The sequence below is a fragment of the Devosia sp. SD17-2 genome (genome assembly GCF_029201565.1).
In the GTDB taxonomy this organism is placed as follows: Bacteria; Pseudomonadota; Alphaproteobacteria; order Rhizobiales; family Devosiaceae; genus Devosia.
On record NZ_CP104002.1, the window covers coordinates 3,957,806 to 3,974,120 of the forward strand.

Sequence of the window (16,315 nt, forward strand, 5' to 3'; positions counted from 1 at the left end):
GTGTGGCTCAATCGTGCCACACCGCAAGCCTCAGTCGTAGAGCACGGCTGCGATTTCGGGGGCGTCCATATTGGTCGCATCGAACCAGGCAAAGCCGGAGTCGATGATCTTAGGCAGGTCTTCGCCGTTGAGCGCGCCGATGGCAGCCTTGACGGTTTCGTAGCCGATGCCGACCGGGTTCTGGGTGATGGCGCCGGCCATGACGCCGGAGGTGATCATGCCCTTCTGGGCGGCACCGCTATCGAAGCCGATGACGACGATTTCCGAGCCCAGTTCGGTCTTGCCATTGGCGACACCGATGGCCGAGCCTTCATTGGCGCCGAAAATGCCCTTGAGATCGGGATTGGCGAGCAGGATCGACTTGGTGATTTCGGTCGACTGCAGCTGGTCGCCACCACCATACTGGACGGTGACCACTTCGATATTGGGATAGACTTCCTTGATGCGATTGACGAAGCCATCGACGCGGTCGATGCCGGTGCGGCTGGTCTGGTCGTGGGCGACCACGGCGACCTTGCCTTCGCCGCCGATCAGCTCGGCCATCTTGTCGGCGGCAAGCGCGGCCGCCGCGACGTTATCAGTGGTGACCGTGGTCAGCGGGATGTCGCTGTCAACGCCACTATCGAAGGCGATGATCGGGATATCGGAGCTCTGGGCCTGTTGCAGCAGCGGGGTTGCGGCCTGGCTGTCGAGCGCGGCAAAGCCGATGGCGTCGGGCTGGCGCGAGAGGGCCGCGGCCAGCATGTCCATCTGACGGTCGACCTGGGTCTCGGTATCGGGGCCTTCGAAGGTCACATTGGCGTTGAACTCGGCAGCGGCCTTGTCGGCACCGGCCTTCACGGCCTGCCAGAACTGGTGCTGAAAACCCTTCGAGATGAGGGCAATGTCATATTTGTCCTGGGCGTGCACGGCTCCAGAAGTGGCGGCCAACATGGCCACGGCACTGAGTGCGCCGAGCAGGGTACGACGGTTGAGCATGGTTTTCCTCCCAAATGCTGCGGTGATTTTCGCGGGCATTTTTGTCTGCCTCTTGTTGGCGCGGAATGCGCGGATGGATTTTTCTTGAGGCGCTAAAGGGCGCGGCGCCGCAAGATATCGGCATAGACGGCCAGGATGATGATCGTGCCGGTAACAACGGTCTGCCATTCCTGGGCGACGGAAAGGATGCGCAGACCATTGGCCAGCACGGAGATGATGAGCGCGCCGATCAGCGTGCCAAGCACGGTGCCGCGCCCGCCCGAGAGCGAGGTGCCGCCGATGACCACCGCGGCAATGGCGTCGAGCTCATAGCCCTGGCCGAGCGCCGGCTGGGCCGAATTGAGGCGCGAGGCGATGAGGAGGCCAGCGACGCCACAGATGGCCCCGGCGGTGGAATAGACTGCGATCTTCCAGCGATCGATATTGACGCCGGAGAGGCGCACCGCCTCCTCGTTCGAGCCTAGGGCGAAGGTGTAGCGGCCCAGCGCGGTCTTGGAGAGCACGAAGGCGGCGAGCAGCGCGACGGCGAAGAGGATGACCACGCCATTGGGAATGGGCAGAGCCGGAATGAGGGTGCCGACGATGGAGCCCTGGGCGATCTGGGTGAAGCCGGGCGTGTCATTGAAATAGATCGGGCGCGTGCCGGAGATGACCAGCGACAGGCCCTTGAGGATCAGCATCATGCCCAGAGTGGCGATGAAGGGCGGGACCTTGAGCTTTGCGACGATGACGCCCGAAATTGTGCCGCAGAAGGCGCCGGCGAGGATGGCCCCGACCACGCCGACCGGCAGGGGCAGGCCCAGATAGGTCAGGAGGACGCCGGTGATCACGGCACAGAAGGTCATCAGCGTGCCGACCGAAAGGTCGATGCCGCCGGTGATGATGACAAGGGTTGCGGCAATGGCGAGGACGCCATTGACGGAGGTGGCCTGCAGGATCGCCAGAACGTTCTGGGTCTGCATGAAATTGGGCGAGGCCAGGGAGAAGACCACGATCAGCGCGATCAGCCCGGAAAAGGCCAGCAGCCGGTGAAAGGCACCGGAAATGCGGGGGCCGGATTTTTCAGCGGCGGGGGCGGTGGTGTCGGTCATGGATTGATCCCCTGAACTTGGCAGGAAAGATACCCCACCCTTGATCCCTCCCCACAAGGGGGAGGGAGACGATGAACATCGGCGTCTGTGCTGGCGCCTCCCTCCCCTTGATGGGGAGGGGTTGAGGGTGGGGCGGTTGTTTGGAGCCGTTCGTGCTTGAGGCCCCCCTCATCCGCCCTTCGGGCACCTTCTCCCTCGAGGGGAGAAGGGGGCATCGTGCCTTCCCATGCCCGGCTCTTCCCCTCTCCCCTTGAGGGAGAGGGTGGATCGCGCGCAGCGCGAGACGGGTGAGGGGTATTAGGTGTCCGCCGTTCTCACCCCGCATGGCGCACCTGCATGGCGGGGTCGCGGAGGGTGGCGAGGTGCATGATTTCTTCCTGGCTGGCGCCGCCGGGCAGGATGCCGGTGAGGCGGCCTTCGCACATCACCGCGATGCGGTGAGAGAGGCGCAGGATCTCGGGCAGTTCGGAGGAGATGACGATGATCGCCTTGCCCTCGGCGGCGAGGGCATTGAGGAGTTTATAGATCTCGGACTTGGCGCCAACATCGATGCCGCGGGTGGGCTCATCGAAGATCAGGATATCGCAGTCGCGCAGGAGCCATTTGGCGATGACGACTTTTTGCTGGTTGCCGCCAGAGAGGAGGCGCGCTTCCTGCGTGTCGGACGGGGTCTTGATGGAAAGCTGGCGGATATATTTCTGGGCCGCATCGCGCATGCCGGTCTCGTTGAGCACGCCGGCAGGGCCGGTGAAACGTTCCAGGCTGGGGAGGGCGATGTTGTTGCGGACATCAAGGCCGGTGGCGAGGCCGAAATGCTTGCGGTCCTCGGAGAGATAGCCAATGCCGAAGGCCACCGCGTCCCGCGGCGAAGAAATGCCGACGCGCTTGCCATGAACCCAGATCTCGCCGCTCTCGCGCCGGTCGGCCCCAAAAATGGCGCGCGCGACTTCGGTGCGCCCTGCCCCCATCAACCCGGCAAAGCCGAAGATCTCGCCCTTGCGCACCGAAAAGCTGACATCGCGGATTTCGCGGCCGCGATTGAGATGGCGCACTTCGAGCGCGACAGGCGCGTCGGCGGTGTTGGGGATGGAGAGGGTTTCGTGGCTGAGCGTGCGGCCCACCATCATCGAAATGATGGTTTCGATGGGCGTTTCGGCGGCCGGCACGGTGCCGACATATTCGCCGTCGCGCATGATTGTGACGCGGTCGGAGATGCGTTTGATCTCGTCCATCTTATGGGAGATGTAGACGATGCCGACGCCCTCGGCCTTGAGGCGGTTGATGATGGCGAAGAGCTCGGCGATCTCGGCGTCGTTGAGGGCCGCCGTTGGCTCATCCATGATGAGGACGCGGCTTTTATGGGAGAGCGCTTTGGCGATCTCGACCATCTGCTGCTTGGCAATGGTGAGAGTTTCCACCTTTACCGTGGGCTCGAGATTGAGGTTCATCGATCGGAAGATCGCCGCGGCATCAGCATTGAGCTGGCGCTCGTCGAGGAGGCCGAAGCGGCGCGGTTCGCGGCCGACGAAAATGTTCTGCGCGGCGGTGAGGTCGCGCATCAGGGCCAGTTCCTGATGGATGATGCCGATGCCCAATTGCTGGGCCTCGCGCGGCGAGGTGATTTCCACGGGCCGGCCATCCAGCAGGATCGAGCCGGCATCGCGCTCGTAGACGCCCGAGAGCACTTTCATCAGCGTCGATTTGCCGGCGCCGTTCTCGCCCATCAGGGCATGAACCTCACCCGCCACGAGATCGAAGCGGGCACGGGAGAGGGCACGGACCCCGGGGAAGGTCTTGTCGATATCGGTCATGTCGACAAGCGGGGTGGCGCGCGCGGCACCATCCGGCAGGCTGGAAACCATGTGACGTCCTCCCACTGGCCGGACCGCTCTGATGGCAGTGCTCGGCAAGCGGCATGAGCTAAGTCCAAGTCTGCCAAGCTGTCAAGTGGTCAGACCAGTGGACAGGGTTCGGCACCGGCGCTATGACTCGAACACAGTCAGCGGCGCGTTCCGGCCGCGGGGGAATGATGAAACTACAGGCCGTCTCCAACCGAAAACTCTACCTGCAGATCGCCGACCAGATCCGCGACCAGATCACTGCGGGCGCGGCGGCGCCCGGCAAGCAATTGCCCTCGGAGCGCGATCTGGCCGCCAGCCTTGGCGTGTCGCGACCCACATTGCGCGAGGCGCTGATTGCGCTGGAGGTGGCAGGACTGGTGGAGGTGCGCGTCGGCGTCGGCGCCTTTGTGCGCGGGCCACAATCTCCCGGTGACCACCTGCCCGAGCAGAGCCATTCGCCGATCGAGATCATGGCCGTGCGCCGCATGCTGGAGCCGGAAGCGGCGGCGCTGGCGGCACAGTCGATTGCCCCGGAAGGGCTGGCGCGGCTCGCCGAAGTGCTGGGGCATATGCAGGCCGATGCCGATCAGGACCGATGGTCGTCCGAATGGGACCGGACGCTGCACCTGGCCATTGCCGAGGGCGCGGGCAATTCCATGCTGCGGGAAATCCTCGACATTCTCTGGAACTCGCGCTCCGAAGAGGTCGACAAGCGGTTTCACGACCATCTGGCGACGATTTCCGAGGTGCGCCAGCAGATCATGGAAGATCATCGCGCCATTGTCGCCGCCATCGTGCAGCGGGATGGCGAGGCGGCACGGGCGGCCATGGCCGCCCATCTCGACTACGTCAGCGCCGCGATGCTTAACACCTGGGAATAGGGCTCAGCCGGCGCGCAGGTCGATCAGGATCTTTGTGAAGGCGCCGGGATCGGCGTCCCAGGCGGCGAGCGCAGCGGGGGCTTGGTCGAGCGAGGCGACGCGCGAGACGATGAGGTCGCCGGCACCGGGATTGGCCTTGAGACAATCGATCACGTCAGAAAAATCCTGCGGCAGGGCGTTGCGCGAGCCGCGGATGTCGATCTCCTTGGTGATGAAGGTCTTGGTGTCATAGGCAATTGGCGCCTTGGCGTAGCCGATATAGACGACGCGGCCCGTGGTAACGACCATGTCGACCGCCTGAAGGAAGGTCGCTTCTGCGCCGACGGCTTCAATGACCACGTCCGGGCCTTCGCCGGTCAGAGCAGTGACGGCAGCGCGGACGTCGCCCTTGGCGTTGATGGTCTCGTGGGCACCGAGCCTTTTGGCAATTTCGAGCTTGGCGTCGCTGAGATCGACGGCGATGACGCGCGCGCCAGCCCGCAGGGCGCCGAGGAGGACGCCGAGGCCGATCATGCCGCAGCCGAGAACGACGACGGTTTCGCCCGGTTGCAGTCCGGAGCGGCGCACGGCGTGAAAGCCGACGGCGCAAGGTTCGATGAGCGCGAGGTCGCGCAGCGGGAGGCCATCCACCGGCAGGACTTTTGCGGCGGGCACGGTGATCCGCCCGGTCATGGCGCCCTCGCGCTGGACGCCCATGGTCTGATTGTTGACGCAGGCATTGGGGCGGCCGGTGGTGCAGGCGTGGCAGGTGCCGCAATTGAAATAGGGAATGACCGTCACGGTCTGGCCAGCGGTAAAATCGGTGACGCCTTCGCCGAGGGCCGCGATGGTGCCGGCGATTTCGTGGCCCGGCACGCGCGGATAGCTCACCAGCGGATTGAGACCGCGATAGGAGGTGAGGTCCGAACCGCAATAGCCGACATAGGCAATATCGATGGCCACTTCGCCGGCCTGAGGGCTCGGCATCGCCATTTCCGTGAGGGTGGCCTCCCCGGGGCGCAAAATGGTGAGGGCTTGCATAATCGTCTCCTGAGCGCCGCAGCGCTGCCCCTATCTTCCATACATGAAGGGTGACAGCAACGCTGTCGAAGCGATAAACAGCAGGAAAGCGATGAAGGGAATGCGGACATGAAAACTGATTTGCCAACACGCCCGCTGGGCAAGACCGGCCTCGAAATCACCCGTGTGGGGATCGGCGCCTGGGCCATGGGCGGCAATATGTGGGGACCGCAGGACGATACGGAGTCCGACGCCGCCATCCGCCACGCCATCGATCTGGGGATCAACTGGATCGACACGGCGGCGGTCTATGGAAATGGCCATTCGGAAGAAGTGATCGGCCAGACGCTTAAGAAACTGCCGGCGGACAAGCGCCCGCTGGTGTTCACCAAGGGCGGGATCGTGCGCGACAGCGAGGGCAAGAACCCGCGCCGGCTGGGGGAGCGCAATCATCTGCGTGGAGAGCTGGAAAATTCGCTCAAGCGACTGGGGGTGGAGACCATCGACCTCTACCAGATGCACTGGCCATCCGACGACGTTGCGCTAGAGGACTATTGGGGCACGCTGCTCGCGCTCAAGGCCGAGGGCAAGGTGCGCCACGTGGGCCTGTCCAACCACAATGTCGAGCAATTGGCGCGGGCGGAAGCCATGGGCCATGTCGAGACGCTGCAGCCGCCTTTTTCGATGATCAAGCGGCAGACTGCGGCCGAAATCCTGCCCTGGTGCCACCAGCATGGCACGGGCGTGATCTGCTACAGCCCCATGCAGGCGGGGCTGCTCACCGGTACGTTCACCGCCGAACGCGCGGCGAATTTGACGGAAAATGACTGGCGTCGGGAGAGCCCCGAATTCCAGGGCGATGCGCTCAAGGCCAATCTGGCGCTCGCCGACAGCCTCAAGCCGATCGCGCAAAAGCACGGCACCAGCGTTTCGAGCGTGGCGCTGGCCTGGGTGCTGGCCTGGCCGGGCCTGACCGGCGCCATCGTCGGGGCGCGCTCGCCGGCGCAGGTGGACGGCTGGATCGATGCCGCCAGACTTGAACTGGATGCCGACGATCTCGCAATGATCGCGCAAGCAATCGAGCGCAATGGTGCCGGTGCGGGTCCGTCGCGACCAGCATAACGCACGGCGCTTTTGCCGCATTCCCATATGCCGGGCTGACTAAAAAACCAGCCCGGCATTCGACATGACTAAAAAAAACGCCCCTTGCGCATCTGGGACGAAATTCCGACTTGCGCATTTGAGCTTGTGCAGCGAAAAGCAGTTATGCGTTCTTCTTGAACGTCAAGCTCCCGATCATAGCCCTAGAGGTCTTTAAACGCGCTGATGACGCCATCCGTCTTGTTGCTCTTCGTCGTGCTCGTGCCCTTCCTGGCCAGTGTATTGGCCGCAGCCCTGCCTTCGAACGCGCGCAATGCGGAAGCCTGGCTTGCCGGCGCCGTGGCCGTTTTCGGTCTTGGCTCCATGATCTGGCTGTTCCCGCAGCTGGCTGACGGGGCGGTGATCCGGCACGAAGTGGCATGGCTGCCCTCGATGGGGCTCAACCTCGTCTTCCGGCTCGACGGCTTCTCCTGGCTCTTTGGCATTCTCATCACCGGCGTTGGCTTCCTGGTCGTGCTCTATGCACGCTATTACATGTCGCCCAAGGACCCGGTGCCGCGCTTTTTCGCGTTTTTCCTGGCGTTCATGGGCTCCATGCTCGGCCTCGTGCTCTCGGGCAACATCATCCAGCTGGTGGTGTTCTGGGAGCTGACCAGCATCTTCTCCTTCCTGCTGATCGGCTACTGGTTCCATCTCTCACAGGCGCGCGACGGCGCCCGCATGGCGCTGACCGTTACCGGTCTGGGTGGCCTCGGCCTGCTCGTCGGCATGCTGATCGTGGGCCATATCGTTGGCTCCTATGATCTCGACGTGGTGCTCAATTCGGACGATCTCATCCGCAACAGCGATCTCTACCTGCCTGCGCTCGGCTTTGTGCTGCTCGGCGCATTGACCAAGAGCGCGCAGTTCCCGTTCCACTTCTGGCTGCCCAATGCGATGGCGGCGCCGACCCCGGTTTCGGCCTATCTGCACTCGGCGACCATGGTGAAGGCAGGCGTCTTCCTGCTGGTGCGGTTCTGGCCGGTGATGGCCGGCACGGACGCCTGGTTCTGGATTGTCACCTGCGCCGGCATGGCGACGCTGATTTTTGGCGCCTATGCGGCCATTTTCCAGACCGACCTCAAGGGGCTGCTGGCCTATTCGACCATTTCCCACCTCGGGCTGATCACCACGCTTCTGGGCATGTCGAGCCCGTTGGCGGCGGTGGCGGCGATCTTCCACATCGCCAACCACGCGACCTTCAAGGCCTCGCTGTTCATGGCGGCCGGCATTATCGACCACGAGACGGGCACGCGCGACATCAGGCGACTGAGCGGGCTCTTCCGGTTCATGCCGTTTACCGCGACCCTCGCCATGGTGGCGAGCGCGGCCATGGCCGGCGTGCCGCTGCTCAACGGCTTCCTCTCCAAGGAAATGTTCTTTGCCGAGACGGCTGTGCGCGATGCCAATCCGTTCGTGAACATTGCCCTGCCCGTCGGTGCGACCATCGCCGGCATCTTTGCCGTGGTCTACTCGCTGCGCTTCGTGCATGGCGTCTTCTTCGGCCCGGCGCCTGAAGGGCTCGACAAGGAGCCGCACGAGCCGCCCGCGCTGATGCGCCGCCCGATCGAAATTCTCGTCCTGCTCTGCCTTCTGGTCGGCACCATTCCGGGCATCACCATGGGGCCCTATCTGGCCGCTGCCGTGCTCTCGGTGCTTGGTCCCGACGTTCCCTATTATTCGCTCTCAATCTGGCACGGCTGGAACCTGGCGCTGTTCATGAGCCTTCTGGCGCTGGTCGGCGGCGCCCTGCTCTACTGGGCGCTCTATCGCTATCTCAACAAGGGCATTGATGGTCCGCCGCTGATCCGCCAGCTCAAGGGTCAGCGCATCTTCGAGCGCATCATGCTCACCGTCACGTCCAAATGGGCAAGAGCCCTCGAAAGTGCGCTCGGGACCCGTCGGCTGCAGCCGCAGCTGATGCTGCTGTTCGCGCTGGCCACCATTGCCGCAGGCGTGGCGCTGATGGGCGGCATGGGCGAGATCTCGTTCTCGTTTGATGGCGTCGATCCGGCCTTTGCCATGATCTGGGTGATCGGCATCATCTGTGCGGTGATGGCCGCAAATCAGGCCAAGTTCCATCGCCTGGTTTCGCTCGTCCTGCTGGGCGGCACCGGCCTTGTGGTGTGCCTCACCTTCGTGTGGTTCTCCGCCCCGGATCTGGCCGTGACGCAGCTCCTCGTTGAGATCGTCACCACCGTGCTGATCCTGCTCGGCCTGCGCTGGCTGCCCAAGCGGGTGGAAAAGCATACCGACGAGGCGCTGCTGATGCGGGCGCAATTGCGCCGCTATCGCGATCTGACCATTGCCATCGCCGCCGGCCTTGGCCTCGGGTTTACGGCCTATGCGGTGATGACGCGCCAGCTGCCCGAAGGGATTTCCGAGTTCTTCCTCGAAAACGCCTATACGCTGGGTGGCGGCACCAATGTCGTCAACGTCATGCTGGTTGACTTCCGCGCCTTCGATACGCTGGGCGAAATCACCGTGCTCGGCATTGTGGCGCTGACGATCTTTGCGCTCCTCCGCCGCTTCCGTCCGGCTGCTGATAGCGTCGGCAAGCCCGAGCAGCAGAAGATTCAGGCCGCATTCGACGACAAACAACCCGAGCGCGAAGTCGGTGACACGGTGCGCGAATATCTGATGATCCCGGCGGTGATGATGAACTGGATGTTCCCGGTCATCATCGTGCTTGCGGCCTACCTCTTCCTGCGCGGGCACGACCAGCCCGGCGGCGGCTTTGCGGCCGGTATCGTGATGTCGATCGGCTTTATCCTGCAATATATGGCCGGCGGCACCCGCTGGACCGAAGAGCGGCTGCGCATCCTGCCGCTCAAGTGGATCGGCTTTGGCCTCGTCATCGCCGTGGCGATCGGCATCGTGCCGCAGATCATGGGCTATCCGTTCATGACCACGGGCTTCCAGTATGCGGATATCCCGTTCATCGGGAAGGTCCCGATGGCGAGCGCGCTGATCTTTGATCTTGGCGTGTTCGTGCTCGTGCTGGGTGCAACCGTGCTCATGCTCATCGCGCTGGCGCACCAATCGGTCCGCTCGCCCAAGGCCGCCCGCATGCCCGCGCCCCCGGTAAGGGAAGTGGAAGTGTCGGCCGACGCACCGGTGGAGAAGCCCTGATGGAACTCGTACTCGCCATCGGCATCGCCGTCCTCTGCGGCAGCGGCGTCTATCTGATGCTGCGCCCGCGCACTTTCCAGGTCATCATCGGCCTGTCGCTCCTGTCCTATGCGGTCAATCTCTTCATCTTCTCGATGGGACGGCTCAAGATGGACGGCGCGCCTGTGATCGATCACGGCCCGGTTGACCCGAGCCTTTATACCGACCCGGTGCCGCAGGCGCTGGTGCTCACCGCCATCGTCATCGGCTTTGCCATGACGGCGCTGTTCCTCGTGGTGCTGCTGGTCAATCGTGGCCTCACCGGCACCGACCATGTCGACGGGCGGGAGCAACGCTGATGAACGGAATTGCTGCACATCTGCCTGTCCTGCCTATCCTGATCCCGCTGATCACCGGCGCGGTGCTGGTGCTGTTCGACGATCGCCAGCGTACGCTCAAGGCGATCATCAGCTTCACCGGCCTGCTGATCCTCGTGGCTTCGGCCATCGCCCTTGTGGTCGAGGCCAGCCAGAGCGACGCCGTCTCCACCATCAGCTATGCCATCGGCAACTGGCCGGTGCCGTTCGGCATCGTGCTTGTCGCCGACCGGCTTTCGGCGATGATGGTGCTGCTCGCCACCATTCTCGGCCTCTCGACGCTCGTCTATTCGCTGGCGCGCTGGCACACCTCGGGCCCGAGCTTCCACAGCCTGATGCACTTCCTCATCATGGGGCTCAATGGCGCGTTCCTGACCGGGGACATCTTCAATCTCTTCGTGTTCTTCGAAGTGATGCTGGCGGCCTCCTATGGCCTGGCGCTCCACGGCGGCGGCAGCGCGCGCGTCAAGGCGGGGCTGCACTATGTGGCCATCAACCTTGCCGCATCGTCCCTCTTCCTTGTCGGCGCGGCGCTGATCTATGGCGTCACCGGCACGCTCAACATGGCTGACCTGGCCATGAAGGTGGCCATGGTCCCCGCCTCGGATCGCGCCCTGCTCGAAATGGGTGCGGCCGTGCTGGCCGTCGCCTTCCTGATCAAGGCCGGCACCTGGCCCCTCGGCTTCTGGCTGCCGGCGACCTATTCGGTGGCTGCGCCGCCCGTGGCGGCAGTCTTTGCCATAATGACCAAGGTCGGCATCTACGCGCTGCTGCGCCTCTCGACGCTCGCCTTTGGCGCCGAAGCGGGCGCGTCCGAAGGCTTTGGCCAGATCGTGCTGCTCTGCGGCGGCATGGCCACCATCGTCTTCGGCGTCATCGGGCTTCTCGCCTCGCGCACGCCGGGCCGCATGGCGAGCTACAGCGTGCTGGTTTCGGCCGGAACGCTGCTGGCGACCGTGGGCATCGGCAATCCGAGCACCACAGGCGGCGCGCTGTTTTATCTCGTCGTCTCGACGCTGGCGGTCAGCGCCTTCTTCATGCTGATCGAGCTCATGGACCGCGTTCGCATCGAGGGCGCCAACGTTCTCGCCCTGACGCTCGAAGTTTTCGGCGACGACGACGAAGAGGCGGAAGAGGAAGTCGGTCTCGCCATTCCCGGCGCGCTGGCCATGCTCGCGATCAGCTTCTGCGTTTCGGCGCTGTTGCTGGCGGGCTTTCCGCCGCTGGCCGGGTTCCTCGCCAAATTCGCCATCATCAGCAGCCTCTTCAATCCCGATGGCATCACCGAAACCGCTGCGGTGTCGCCCTGGGCTTGGGGCCTTGCCGGCCTCATGATCTTCTCGGGCTTTGCCACGCTGATCGCGCTCATGCGCGAGGGCATCAACACCTTCTGGGCGACCCTGTCGGATACGCCCGGCGCGGTGCGTGTCCTTGAAATGATGCCGGTGGCTTTCCTCCTCGGCATTGCGCTGGTGATGACCGTGATGGCAGCGCCGGTGATGGATTACATGCAGGCCGCCGCACAGGAGCTCTACCTGCCGGGCGGTGCCATCGGCACCATCATTGATACGCCGCTCGTCGTTTCTGTGGAGGCGGTCCAGTGAACATGATCAAGCGCCACGTCCTGCCCTATCCGCTGCTGTCGCTGTCTCTGGTGGTGATGTGGCTTCTGCTGCAACAGAGCCTGAGCCTTGGGCACCTGCTGCTCGGCAGCGTCGTTGCCATCGGCGCGGGCAAGGCCATGCAGGCCCTGCAGCCCGACACTCCCAAAATCCGCAACCCGCTCGCGATCATCAAGCTGTTCGGCTATGTCATTGCCGACGTACTGCGCTCCAATATCGCCGTCGCCATCATTGCGGTCAGCGGGCGCAAGCACCAGCCGCACCCGGCCTTCATCCTCATGCCGCTCGAGTTGACCGACAAGCTTGGCCTCGCCGTGCTGTCGATTATCGTCACCGCGACGCCGGGCAGCGCCTGGCTGGAATATACGCCGGGGCACAAAACCGTGCTGCTGCACGTGCTCGACGTGATCGATGAGGACGAATGGGTCCACACCGTCAAACATCGCTATGAGCGTCTGTTGATGGAGATCTTCCAGTGAGCGAACTCATCCTTCATTGGGGGCTGATGGCCGCCCAGATCATTATCGCCCTCGCCATGGGCTTTGCCGCCTATCGCATCGTCATCGGACCACGCGCGCAGGACCGCGTGCTGGCGCTCGACGCCTTTTACGTCGCCGCCATGCTGATGCTCATGCTGTTCGGCATCCGCGTCGGCACGGCAATCTATTTCGAGGTGGCACTGGTCATCGGCATACTGGGCTTCGTCGGCACCGTGGCGCTGGCCAAATTCCTCATGCGCGGCGAGGTGATTGAATAATGGACGCTGCTGAAATCCCCGTCTGGGTCGCCATTATCGTCAGCGCATTCTCGATTATCGGGGCGCTTCTTACCCTGCTCGGCTGCGTCGGCCTTGCGCGCTTCCAGGATTTTTACGCACGCATCCACGCGCCGACCCTCGGGACCAGCTTCGGCACGATCTTCATCGTCATGGCGTCGATGCTGTATTTCTTCGTCTCGGGCCAGCGCCCGGCCGTGCACGAACTGCTGATCCTCGCCTTCGTGCTGGTAACGACGCCGGTGACGCTGATGCTGCTGGCGCGCGCTGCGCTCTATCGCGACCGCGCCGAGGCCAATGGCAATGTTCCGGACCCGGTGGGGCAGGACATTGTAGTCGAGCCGGAAACGACCCCGGCTCAGCCCTCCTGACAAACGACTATGGGCGGCTCGCTCTCGCGTGAACCGCCCAGCTTGGTCTGATCAGCCTTCCAGCTCTTCGCGCAGCATTTCGAGCTCGAGCCACTGCTCCTCGGCGGCGCTGCGCTTTGCCTCGGCGTCGGCAAGCGCCTTGCTGTCCTTGGCAAAGCCCTCGGGGTCGCGGGTGTAGTAATTGCCCTCAGCCAGCTTGTCGTTGAGCTGGCGCATCTTTGCTTCGAGCTTCTCGATCTCACCCGGAAGGGTTTCGAGCGCGTGCTTTTCCTTGAAGCTGAGCTTGCGCTTGGCGGCTTGCGGCGGTGCGGCGAGCTGGGCCTTGGCTTTTTCGGCCCTGGCGGCCTTTTCAACCACGCGGGCGTTCACGCCCTCGCCGCGCTGGGCAACCATGTCGGAATAGCCACCGGCATATTCGATCCAGCGGCCTTCGCCCTCCGACATGATGATCGAAGTGGCGACACGGTCGAGGAAGTCACGATCGTGGCTGACGACGATGACGGTGCCGGCATAATCGGAAACCATTTCCTCGAGCAGGTCGAGGGTTTCGAGGTCGAGGTCGTTGGTCGGCTCGTCGAGCACGAGGAAGTTGGACGGCAGCGCCAGGGCGCGGGCCAGGGCCACGCGGGCGCGTTCACCACCCGAGAGCTTGCCAATGGGCGTATTGGCCTGTTCGGGGGTGAATAGAAAATCCTTCATGTAGCCGACGACGTGCTTGTTCTCGCCGTTGATCAGCAGCGTGTCGCTGCCGCCGCCGGTCAAGGCATCGCGCAAGCGGGTATCGGGATCCAGCCGCGCCCTGCCCTGGTCGAGCATGGCCAACTCGAGTGCCGAGCCCATCTTGATGGTGCCGCTATCGGGCTCGGAGAGCCCTGTCAGCATCTTGATCAGCGTGGTCTTGCCGGCGCCATTGGGGCCAACAATGCCGACGCGATCGCCGCGCAGCACGCGGGTCGAGAATTCCTTGACGATGGGACGGGTGCCGAAGCTCTTGGAAATGTTCTCGGTTTCCACGACGAGCGCGCCGGAGGTGCGGCCCTCGGAAACGGCCATGCTGACCGTGCCAACGGCGCGGCGCTGCTCGCGGCGATCCTGACGCAGGTCCGAGAGGCGCTCGAGGCGGCCGACATTGCGCTTGCGGCGGGCGGTAACACCATAGCGCAGCCAATGCTCTTCGCGCACGATCTGGCGGTCGAGCTTGTGGCGGTCCTTTTCTTCCTGCTCCAGCACTTCGTCACGCCAGCCTTCAAAGGCGGCAAAGCCGCGTTCGATGCGACGGGTGACGCCGCGGTCCAGCCAGACGGTGGAGCGGGAGAGATCGGTAAGGAAACGACGGTCGTGGCTGATCAGCACCATGGCCGAGCGCGTGGAATCGAGCTCGTTCTGCAGCCATTCGATGACCGGCAGGTCGAGATGGTTGGTCGGCTCGTCGAGCAGCAGCACATCGGGCTGCGGCGCGAGCACGCGCGCCAGGGCGGCGCGGCGGCCTTCGCCACCCGAAAGGGTCTTTGGGTCCTCGGTGCCAGTGAGGCCGAGCGCGTTCAGCAGATATTGGGCGCGGTAATCGTCGTCGCCCCCTGCCATGCCCGCCTCGACATAGTCGAGCGTCGTCGCAAAGCCCGTCAGATCGGGCTCCTGCGGCAGATAGCGGATGGTGGCGCTGGGCTCGACGAAGCGCACGCCAGCGTCATGCTGGACGAAGCCTGCGGCGATCTTGAGCAAGGTCGACTTGCCCGAGCCATTGCGCCCGACAAGGGCAATGCGCTGGCCAGGAGAGACGATGAGTTCGGCGGCCTCGAGCAATTGAGTGCCACCGAAGGTCAGTTGGATATTCTGCAGAGAAAGAAGCGGGGGCGCGGCCATGGTCAATCCGGAATGTTGTGCGGGATAGAGCACAGCCCAACCAGCAGATCAATGTTTGGAGGGGATATGAAAAGGCCGGTCAGGACGTTGAGGATCCTGACCGGACGGTAGCAGCAAGCCCCCGTCCAATATCTGGCGCTGCGCTCCACAGGCCCCAGGGGGCGCTGCGCCATGTCCATAATCAAGCACGCTTAAACTTGACAATCAAATTCATATTTCAGCAAGCTGCGTCTCTGCGGGTGCTGGAACATCGAGATCGTAAAGGCCCAGACGCTCGCGAATGGAGCGTTTCTTGCTCGCGAGATCGGCGATGGTGTAGCCGGCGAGGACGTCAAAAAACGCGCCGAGCGCTTCGCGCAGTGCCGAATTGAGGTCGCATTCCCCGATCAGCGGGCAATCTGCGCCCTCCTCGAAGCATTCGGCGAGGGCGAAACTCTCTTCCGTCAGCCGAATTGTGTCGAGCAGGGTGATCTGGTCGGCAGGCTTGCCGAGGCGAATGCCGCCGTGGCGGCCGCGTACGGTCTGCAGAAGCCCGTTCTCCACCAGTGGTTTGATCAGTTTGAACAGGAAAAGCTCAGAAATTGCGTAAGCCTTCGCAATCTCTGCAACCCGACTGAGTTGCGGCTCGTTTACCGCACAATACACCAAAGTGCGGATGGCATAATTTGATTGACGAGTCATTCTCACGGGCGGGCATTCCCTTGCAGTGCGCAGCCAGTCCCGGCCACGGGTCGGGCACACCTTATAACCGTTCTAAAAAATGTCAACTAATCCTGAACGAATGGATCAGGTTTGGACCGAGCTAGACAGCCATTTAACTTCGGCATATGAATTTATTCGTACAGGAGAACGCAGGTGGCAAAGACAGTCACGCGCGCCATGCTCAGCGAGGCTGTTGCCGAGGCGACAGGTTTTGCTCGGACCGACGTGGGCCAGATCAGCGATCGCATGATAGAACTCATCGGTAAGGCGCTCATGGAGGGCGAAACGGTCAAGCTGACCGGTTTCGGTTCGCTCCAGATCCGATCACGCGCCGAGCGCGTCGGTCGCAATCCACGGACCGGCACGCAGCACCGAATCACACCCCGTCATACGGTGATGTTCACGCCGAGCGGACGTCTGCGCGAAGCGCTGGACGCGTTGGTGGATGGTGGCGGTTCTGCACCCAAGAAGAAGCAGTCCAACGGGGATGCACGCTGACCTGAGGGCGGCTCTCTAGCCGAGCGCGCCTCAGCGGGCCGAGCGAAGCTCAGCGGCCGAGCAAAG

At 63.5% G+C, this 16,315-nt stretch carries 15 protein-coding genes; 9 read left to right on the forward strand and 6 right to left on the reverse strand.

Annotated features, from left to right (window positions below; genetic code table 11):
* Window positions 1–30 precede the first annotated feature (30 nt).
* From NYQ88_RS19430 to NYQ88_RS19440, 3 genes are all read right to left on the reverse strand, one after another.
* Window positions 31–978 (reverse strand): ABC transporter substrate-binding protein, encoded by a 948-nt coding sequence (locus tag NYQ88_RS19430; protein ID WP_275652713.1) that lies wholly within the window; start codon window positions 976–978, stop codon window positions 31–33.
* A 92-nt stretch (window positions 979–1,070) separates the two neighbouring features.
* Window positions 1,071–2,069 carry an ABC transporter permease gene (locus tag NYQ88_RS19435; RefSeq protein ID WP_275652714.1) on the reverse strand — a complete coding sequence of 333 codons (999 nt, stop codon included), beginning with the start codon at window positions 2,067–2,069 and terminating at the stop codon, window positions 1,071–1,073.
* Between the two features lie 314 nt (window positions 2,070–2,383).
* Window positions 2,384–3,931, reverse strand: coding sequence for a sugar ABC transporter ATP-binding protein (locus tag NYQ88_RS19440; RefSeq protein WP_275652715.1), 1,548 nt, complete (start codon window positions 3,929–3,931; stop codon window positions 2,384–2,386).
* A gap of 164 nt (window positions 3,932–4,095) precedes the next feature.
* Here NYQ88_RS19440 and NYQ88_RS19445 point away from each other — a divergent pair, with 164 nt between their 5' ends.
* Window positions 4,096–4,791 carry a FadR/GntR family transcriptional regulator gene (locus NYQ88_RS19445; protein ID WP_275652716.1) on the forward strand — a complete coding sequence of 232 codons (696 nt, stop codon included), beginning with the start codon at window positions 4,096–4,098 and terminating at the stop codon, window positions 4,789–4,791.
* A 3-nt stretch (window positions 4,792–4,794) separates the two neighbouring features.
* Here the strand turns inward: NYQ88_RS19445 and NYQ88_RS19450 are convergent, their stop codons facing one another.
* A complete protein-coding gene (locus NYQ88_RS19450; protein WP_275652717.1) occupies window positions 4,795–5,811 on the reverse strand; it encodes a zinc-binding alcohol dehydrogenase family protein in 1,017 nt (338 codons plus the stop codon).
* Between the two features lie 108 nt (window positions 5,812–5,919).
* Between NYQ88_RS19450 and NYQ88_RS19455 the strand changes: the two genes are divergently transcribed.
* The 7 genes from NYQ88_RS19455 to mnhG all read left to right on the forward strand — a co-directional run bounded on the left by NYQ88_RS19455 (window position 5,920) and on the right by mnhG (window position 13,186).
* A complete protein-coding gene (locus tag NYQ88_RS19455) occupies window positions 5,920–6,912 on the forward strand; it encodes an aldo/keto reductase (RefSeq protein ID WP_275652718.1) in 993 nt (330 codons plus the stop codon).
* 204 nt (window positions 6,913–7,116) lie between these two features.
* Window positions 7,117–10,062 (forward strand): monovalent cation/H+ antiporter subunit A, encoded by a 2,946-nt coding sequence (locus tag NYQ88_RS19460; protein ID WP_275652719.1) that lies wholly within the window; start codon window positions 7,117–7,119, stop codon window positions 10,060–10,062.
* A complete protein-coding gene (locus NYQ88_RS19465) occupies window positions 10,062–10,400 on the forward strand; it encodes a Na+/H+ antiporter subunit C (RefSeq protein WP_275652720.1) in 339 nt (112 codons plus the stop codon). Before NYQ88_RS19460 ends, NYQ88_RS19465 begins: the two co-directional genes overlap by 1 nt.
* Window positions 10,400–12,022 (forward strand): monovalent cation/H+ antiporter subunit D, encoded by a 1,623-nt coding sequence (locus NYQ88_RS19470; protein WP_275652721.1) that lies wholly within the window; start codon window positions 10,400–10,402, stop codon window positions 12,020–12,022. Before NYQ88_RS19465 ends, NYQ88_RS19470 begins: the two co-directional genes overlap by 1 nt.
* 2 nt (window positions 12,023–12,024) lie before the next feature.
* Window positions 12,025–12,519: a Na+/H+ antiporter subunit E gene (locus NYQ88_RS19475; RefSeq protein WP_275654959.1), complete on the forward strand. Its 495-nt coding sequence runs from the start codon at window positions 12,025–12,027 to the stop codon at window positions 12,517–12,519.
* A complete protein-coding gene (locus NYQ88_RS19480; RefSeq protein ID WP_275652722.1) occupies window positions 12,516–12,797 on the forward strand; it encodes a K+/H+ antiporter subunit F in 282 nt (93 codons plus the stop codon). The genes NYQ88_RS19475 and NYQ88_RS19480 overlap by 4 nt, the downstream gene beginning before the upstream one ends.
* Complete coding sequence (gene mnhG, locus NYQ88_RS19485) at window positions 12,794–13,186, forward strand: monovalent cation/H(+) antiporter subunit G (protein ID WP_275654960.1); 393 nt, start codon at window positions 12,794–12,796, stop codon at window positions 13,184–13,186. Before NYQ88_RS19480 ends, mnhG begins: the two co-directional genes overlap by 4 nt.
* A 51-nt stretch (window positions 13,187–13,237) precedes the next feature.
* Here the strand turns inward: mnhG and NYQ88_RS19490 are convergent, their stop codons facing one another.
* Complete coding sequence (locus tag NYQ88_RS19490; protein ID WP_275652723.1) at window positions 13,238–15,049, reverse strand: ABC-F family ATP-binding cassette domain-containing protein; 1,812 nt, start codon at window positions 15,047–15,049, stop codon at window positions 13,238–13,240.
* A 210-nt stretch (window positions 15,050–15,259) separates the two neighbouring features.
* Window positions 15,260–15,736 carry an iron-responsive transcriptional regulator RirA gene (gene rirA, locus NYQ88_RS19495; protein WP_275654961.1) on the reverse strand — a complete coding sequence of 159 codons (477 nt, stop codon included), beginning with the start codon at window positions 15,734–15,736 and terminating at the stop codon, window positions 15,260–15,262.
* A gap of 144 nt (window positions 15,737–15,880) precedes the next feature.
* On the opposite strand from rirA, the gene NYQ88_RS19500 reads away from it, so the two are divergent.
* Entirely contained in the window at window positions 15,881–16,249 is a 369-nt protein-coding gene (locus tag NYQ88_RS19500) for an HU family DNA-binding protein (RefSeq protein ID WP_275654962.1), read from the forward strand.
* Window positions 16,250–16,315: the final 66 nt, after the last annotated feature.